This window comes from Falsigemmobacter faecalis (assembly GCF_003863335.1).
GTDB lineage: Bacteria > Pseudomonadota > Alphaproteobacteria > Rhodobacterales > Rhodobacteraceae > Wagnerdoeblera > Wagnerdoeblera faecalis.
Genome location: NZ_RRAZ01000068.1, coordinates 1 through 5,322, shown reverse-complemented (window position 1 = coordinate 5,322; position 5,322 = coordinate 1). Strand labels below are relative to the sequence as shown.

Below are 5,322 nucleotides of genomic sequence, written 5' to 3'. Positions count from 1 at the left end.
GAAAACAGGCACATAATGCCATGGGTCATCGGCGGTCGGGCCGCGACCGAAGCTACGCGCAGGCTCACCGACGATGCCCCCTCCTCGCGAAGGACGATCCGATCGGCATAGGCATGCACATCGACCGGTCGGCCCGCCGCGGCCGGGATAACCGCGTCTGTGGTGTGATCGAAGCGCATCGTGCAGGTCTTCGCCAGACGAGACCTTGCTCGCCTTTGGTTCAGGGACAAGGCTCGAGCGGGCCGGAACGCTGTGGAAGCCATCGAAAGGGCCTGCGCAGGGCACGAGGTGCCGGCGCTCTTTATCGAACCCCTCCCAGAGGGGTCCGATCCGCCGGCTCGGGGTGCGATGCGCCCTGGCCCAGGCCACGCATTTTTCCGGCCGCCAGGCGTTCCGCTCCCCGAAGCTCTTCACGCGCAGACGGGGCGTGAAGAGCCGCTCGCGCACCAGTCCGGCCCACTCGACTCTTGTTCCCGACCTGGCCCGTCTCCCGGCCAGACGCGGGCATGCAGGCGACCGGCTGAACCAGGGAAGGGCTGCCCATCTGGAGAAAGCGGCGGTTGCAGAGCCGGTCCCAGCCCGCAAACACCACCGTCTTCCCTCGCCATGGGCCCCGGACAAGTGGCGCTGCCATGGCTCGATGTCGCAGGTGCCACCTGTGCAGGTGCCGCGGAAGAAGACGAAGGCGCGATCCTGCACGCCGAAACACAAGCTGCCAGCATCATAGCCACGATCTGCCAGCAGAAAATCTGCTTCGGGAAAAGCACTCAACAAAGCCACCGCTCCCGTATAATCGCTACCTGGCCGGCACTCAGGAAAAAGCGCAGCGGCTTGCCATTTCGATCGGTCAGGGTATGCAGCTTTGTGCTCAGACCTCCTTTGGTGCGCCCGATCAGACGCCCTCGCCCCCTTCGTCAGGAAAACGATCCCTCGGATCGTTTTCTGATCTTCCTCAGTTTTAACCGCAGGCTCGACGCGGTTTGGTGGGATTTCAGGTAAGTTGCGTCTATCATCAGGGTAGACGGATCGGTGCCCACATCTGACAGGCCCCGCATCATACGGGCGAACACGCCCATCTCTCCCCATCGCATTCAGCGGTTGTAAATGGTCTTTGCCGGGCCGTATTTCGCGGGCGCGTCCCGCCAGCGTAAGCCAGTGCGATTGAAGAAGATAATGCCGATCAGGACGCGACGGTCGTCAATGCGCGGCTTACCATGGGACTTCGGAAAAAACGGCTCAAGCCGCGCCATTTGCTCATCGCTGAGCCAGAACAGATCACTCATCAAGCAGGTCTCCTGACAGAGGCTTGATTATGAAATCATTATCCTGATCCTGACTTTGCTTGACTGTATCAATCCGGAACCCGCTGCCCCAAAGTCATAGTGCCACTCTCGGAGCGGGAGATGGGTTCAGGAGCGTCAGCCTCTTCGCCGGTAATCGCGCTGGCGACATCGGCGGCGAGTTCTCCGAGCAGTTCCACCTCATCCTCTGTGAACTTTCGCGGGCTCGTATCCAAAAGGCACAGCGCGCCCAGTACGTGCCCGTCCGGGGTCTGGACCGGAACGCCAGCGTAAAATCGGGTCTGCCAGAGGCGGATCGCGGGGTGGTCGCTGAAGCGGGGATCGCGGTCCGTATCGGGAACCACCAAAGCCTCTCCGGCCGCGACCACGTGGTCACAGATCGCCTCGTTGCGCGGCATTGTGATCATGTCAGTGCCATCGCGCGTGCGGCGACCGGGCAGTTCCATGCTTTGCCCGATGATATATTCCTGCTCTTCGTCGATGGCCGAGATCACTGCAAACGGCACGTCAAAGACATCCGCCGCCCGCTTGGCCAGCGCGTCGAGTTCCTCACGCATATGGCCCTGCAGAACGGAGGTGTCGCGAAGCGCGATGACCCGGTCGGTGTCGTCCTCGGGGGCTTGGGCGATCTGAATCTCTGGCACATCGCCGGTATCGAGCATCCGAACAATGCGCAGGCGCGCTTCCGTGATGGAGGTCACGATCTCATCGGCGCCAAAGTCCTCCGCCGCAATCTCTTCAAGCCGCGTGGCAGGAATGTTCCAAAGGCCCAGGACAATTCGCACGCCTGGCCAGCGGTGGCGCAGGCGACGGCAGAAGTTCCGGGCGGCACCTGAGGGATCGGCACTGAAATAGCTCAGGAAAATGATCTCCACGCCCTCAAGGCCCAGCTTTTCCACATAGCGAGTGGTCACCACCCCTGCCGGGCGCTGCTCAGCGGCAATGCCGTCAAAGGCGAGGGCATGGGCCAGCATTTCGCAGGCAACGGCGTCAATTTCCCACCGTCCCCCAACGGCAACCACCAGGGGGCTACCGGTGGGGGGCGAAGGCGGCGGATAATCCTCGCGCAGATCGTCGAGCATCAGATCCATGCCGTTGGCGACGCGCAGACGATGCTCAGCCCGGGCGTAGCGCGAAAAATCGTCACTGACGCGGCGCAGCACCTCGATGCCGGTGTCATTGTAAAAATCGGTTACCGAAGTGGCCGCAATTTCAGCACCCGAGATGGCGATGGCTTCATCCGCATCATCGGCAAGCAGGCGTTGGTAGATCCGGGTTGGCGGGTCGAGTGCGGGGGCAGAGCCGAGAATCGTTTCAAGAAAACTCAACTGTGGCAGGTTTCGCCCCAGAACCAGCAGACAGACCGTCAGCGGCGTTGAGAGGATCAGCCCTAACGGCCCCCAGAGCGCAGTCCAGAAAGTCGCGGCGGCGATCAGCGACAACGCCGAAAGACCGGTCGATGTGCCATAGAGCAAAGGCTCAATAATATTGTTGCTGATCAACTCCAGAACCAGGATCAGCGCCAGCGTCCAGAGCACCATTTCCCAACTGGGATCGACCGCAAAAGCAAGACTGAGCGGAAAAATCGCCGAAAGCATCGGGCCCACATAGGGAATAAAGCGCATGACCGCTGCAAGCGATCCCCAGAGAATCCACCCCGGTACGCCAATCAGCCACAGCCCGAGTGCCATGGGGATACCGTAGCTCACGTTCACCAGCAGTTGCATGAGAAGGTAGCGCGAAATCCGCGATCCTGCTTCTTCGAGGGCATCGGTCGCGCGGTGAAGATTGCCGCCGAGAATGCGAAGGAGGCGGTCCCTCAGGTCGGAATTATCCAGCAAAATCAAGAAAACAAAGACAATCACGATGCCTGCAGTGGCCAGAGGTTCCAGCGCAGGGGCCAGCCAGGCGATGGCGGTCTCAATGGGGGAGACCGGTGGCGGCACGACCTGAACTTTTGGAAGCGGCTCTTCTTCGTCTTTGACGGTCTGGCCCACCTCTTTTTGCAGGGTATCGACCGTCTTCATTGCGCCGTCGAGAATCCCTGGCCCGCGCATCTGCTGCGAAAGGTTAGAGACCTTTTCCCGGATCGTTTCCTGATAGGTCGGCAGTTCCTGGGCAAGGCTGCGCAACTGCGAGCCAAGCAGAACGCCCAACCCGCCCATCAGAAGAAAGACGGTCAGCAGGACCATGATCACGGCCAACACCCGCTTGACGCCGACCTTCACGAGCCAGCTGACAAGGGGCGACAGCGCAAAACTGATCAGAACGGCCACTGCAAGCGGGATCAGAACCTCCCGACCGACATAAAGTCCGGTAATCAGCAGCGCGGTGATCAGCAGACCTGCGGCAAACCGCACCATATCCGGCGCACCACCCGCAGGAGGGGGTTCAACTCCGGCACGATAGTCGGGAGAAGTCTCAGGCAACTGGGGCATGAAGTACACTGCATATAGGAAAACACCCGCTGTGCCGGGCAGAATTTAACGTCCCGGCTGCAGGGCGGTTCCCCGGTGAATAAGTAACTACTACCTCAGGTTGTCTGCATCCACAGCGCGTATCAGTGTCGCGCAGCGATCTTCGAAGTCGCGCCGCACCTCTCTTGGCGGGCGCAACTTTATCTCTGTCAGACTGATCAGGGCGGGGTCAGGGCGGCCAAAGAGGGTGTCAGCCTCCGTGCGGCTGAAACCTGCAATGCCAATGGCCTCTGCCCAGGCCGAAAGGCGATCAGCCTTTTTAATCCGTTTTTTTATCTCGATCGGAAGCACGGCGGGCAGACCAAAACGCAGATGAATGGCTGCGGTCAGCCTGGCATCGAGTTCGGCATATCCCGGACCGATTGCAGCTTTCACCGGACTGATCATATCGCCAATGACATACTCAGGGCCGTCGTGCAGCAGCGCGGCAAGGCGCCACCTGGGGCTCTCCTGAGGGTTCATAAGAGTAAATAGCCGCTCAACCAGAAGGGAATGTTCCGCGACGGAGTAGGCATAATCACCTTCAGTCTGCCCGTTCCAGCGCGCGACAAACGCCAGGCCGCGCGCGAGGTCGGACACCTCTATGTCCAGAGGGGTGGGGTCGAGCAGATCCAGCCGACGACCCGATAACATTCTCTGCCAGGCCCGTGGCTTGGTCATCCCGGTCACCCTGTTCCACACCGTTTCAGAATTGGTAACGGGCGACGAACATCCTGTCAAAGTCAGGGACGCCTGAGGGCCAGCGGCGCATCTGCTGCGACTTCACCACCATCTGACAGCACCAAAAGTCCTGCGCCTTCCGCATTAAGCCGTACTTCTGAGATGCCTGTAAGGCGGGTCACTGCCACTTCCCGCAACCCTCCTGAAGCATCGCGCAGCTCTAAGGAGAAATGGTACTCTCCCTGCGGAAGCGGATTGCCTGAGGCGGATGTGCCCGCCCAGGCCAGTTCTTTCGCGGTCTGCGGCCAGAGCTGGCGTGCAACTTCCTGTCCGGACGGATCTCTTACGATCAAATCCGCACTCACTGCTCCCGGAGGGAGACCGGAACGCAGGGTCAGCGGACTGCCAGCGAAGCGTGCGGGGGTTGGGAGTTCGGCCTCCATCCCGATCAGGCCGGACAATGCGGTGAGGCCTCCCGCACCTCCTGCGGTGGCGATCTGCTCAAGCCATGCATTGGTCCGAACCTGCTGCTCAACCCCCGAGAACGTGGCGAGCTGCGTGGCGAATTCGGTAGATTCCATCGGGTTCAATGGGTCCTGATTTTGCATCTGCGTGGTGAGCATTTTCAGGAAAGTCTGGAAATCTGAAGAGATTACCGCCGCCTGCGTGCCGGCCGACGCCGTTGGCGTGACGGAAGTCAGAGAGTTGATGGTGGTCATTCGCGGTCCTTTCAAAGTCTCAAATCAAGGCCTTCTGAATGCCGCCACCGAGGATCGGCTGCGGCGATATCCGGGCTATCTTCCGTACCCGCGGATGGGGCTGAAAAAACGGCGCGTTCAGGCCGAGGCTGTGTGGAAACTCGATTTTGTGATAGGCTTTGGCAT

Annotated in this window: 3 protein-coding genes and 1 pseudogene; all 4 read right to left on the bottom strand. The window is 60.5% G+C overall.

Annotation, left to right across the window (positions count from 1 at the left end; genetic code table 11):
* Positions 1-717: 717 nt before the first annotated feature.
* Positions 718-1,283 (bottom strand): annotated as a pseudogene (locus EG244_RS19810) (IS5 family transposase); the annotation flags it as partial.
* Between the two features lie 68 nt (positions 1,284-1,351).
* A complete protein-coding gene (locus EG244_RS19805; protein ID WP_124966877.1) occupies positions 1,352-3,739 on the bottom strand; it encodes an AI-2E family transporter in 2,388 nt (795 codons plus the stop codon).
* 90 nt (positions 3,740-3,829) lie between these two features.
* On the bottom strand, positions 3,830-4,438 hold the full coding sequence (locus EG244_RS19800; RefSeq protein WP_124966876.1) for an HD domain-containing protein: 609 nt from the start codon (positions 4,436-4,438) through the stop codon (positions 3,830-3,832).
* 62 nt (positions 4,439-4,500) lie between these two features.
* Positions 4,501-5,157 carry a flagellar hook capping FlgD N-terminal domain-containing protein gene (locus tag EG244_RS19795; protein ID WP_124966875.1) on the bottom strand — a complete coding sequence of 219 codons (657 nt, stop codon included), beginning with the start codon at positions 5,155-5,157 and terminating at the stop codon, positions 4,501-4,503.
* Between the last annotated feature and the right edge of the window lie 165 nt (positions 5,158-5,322).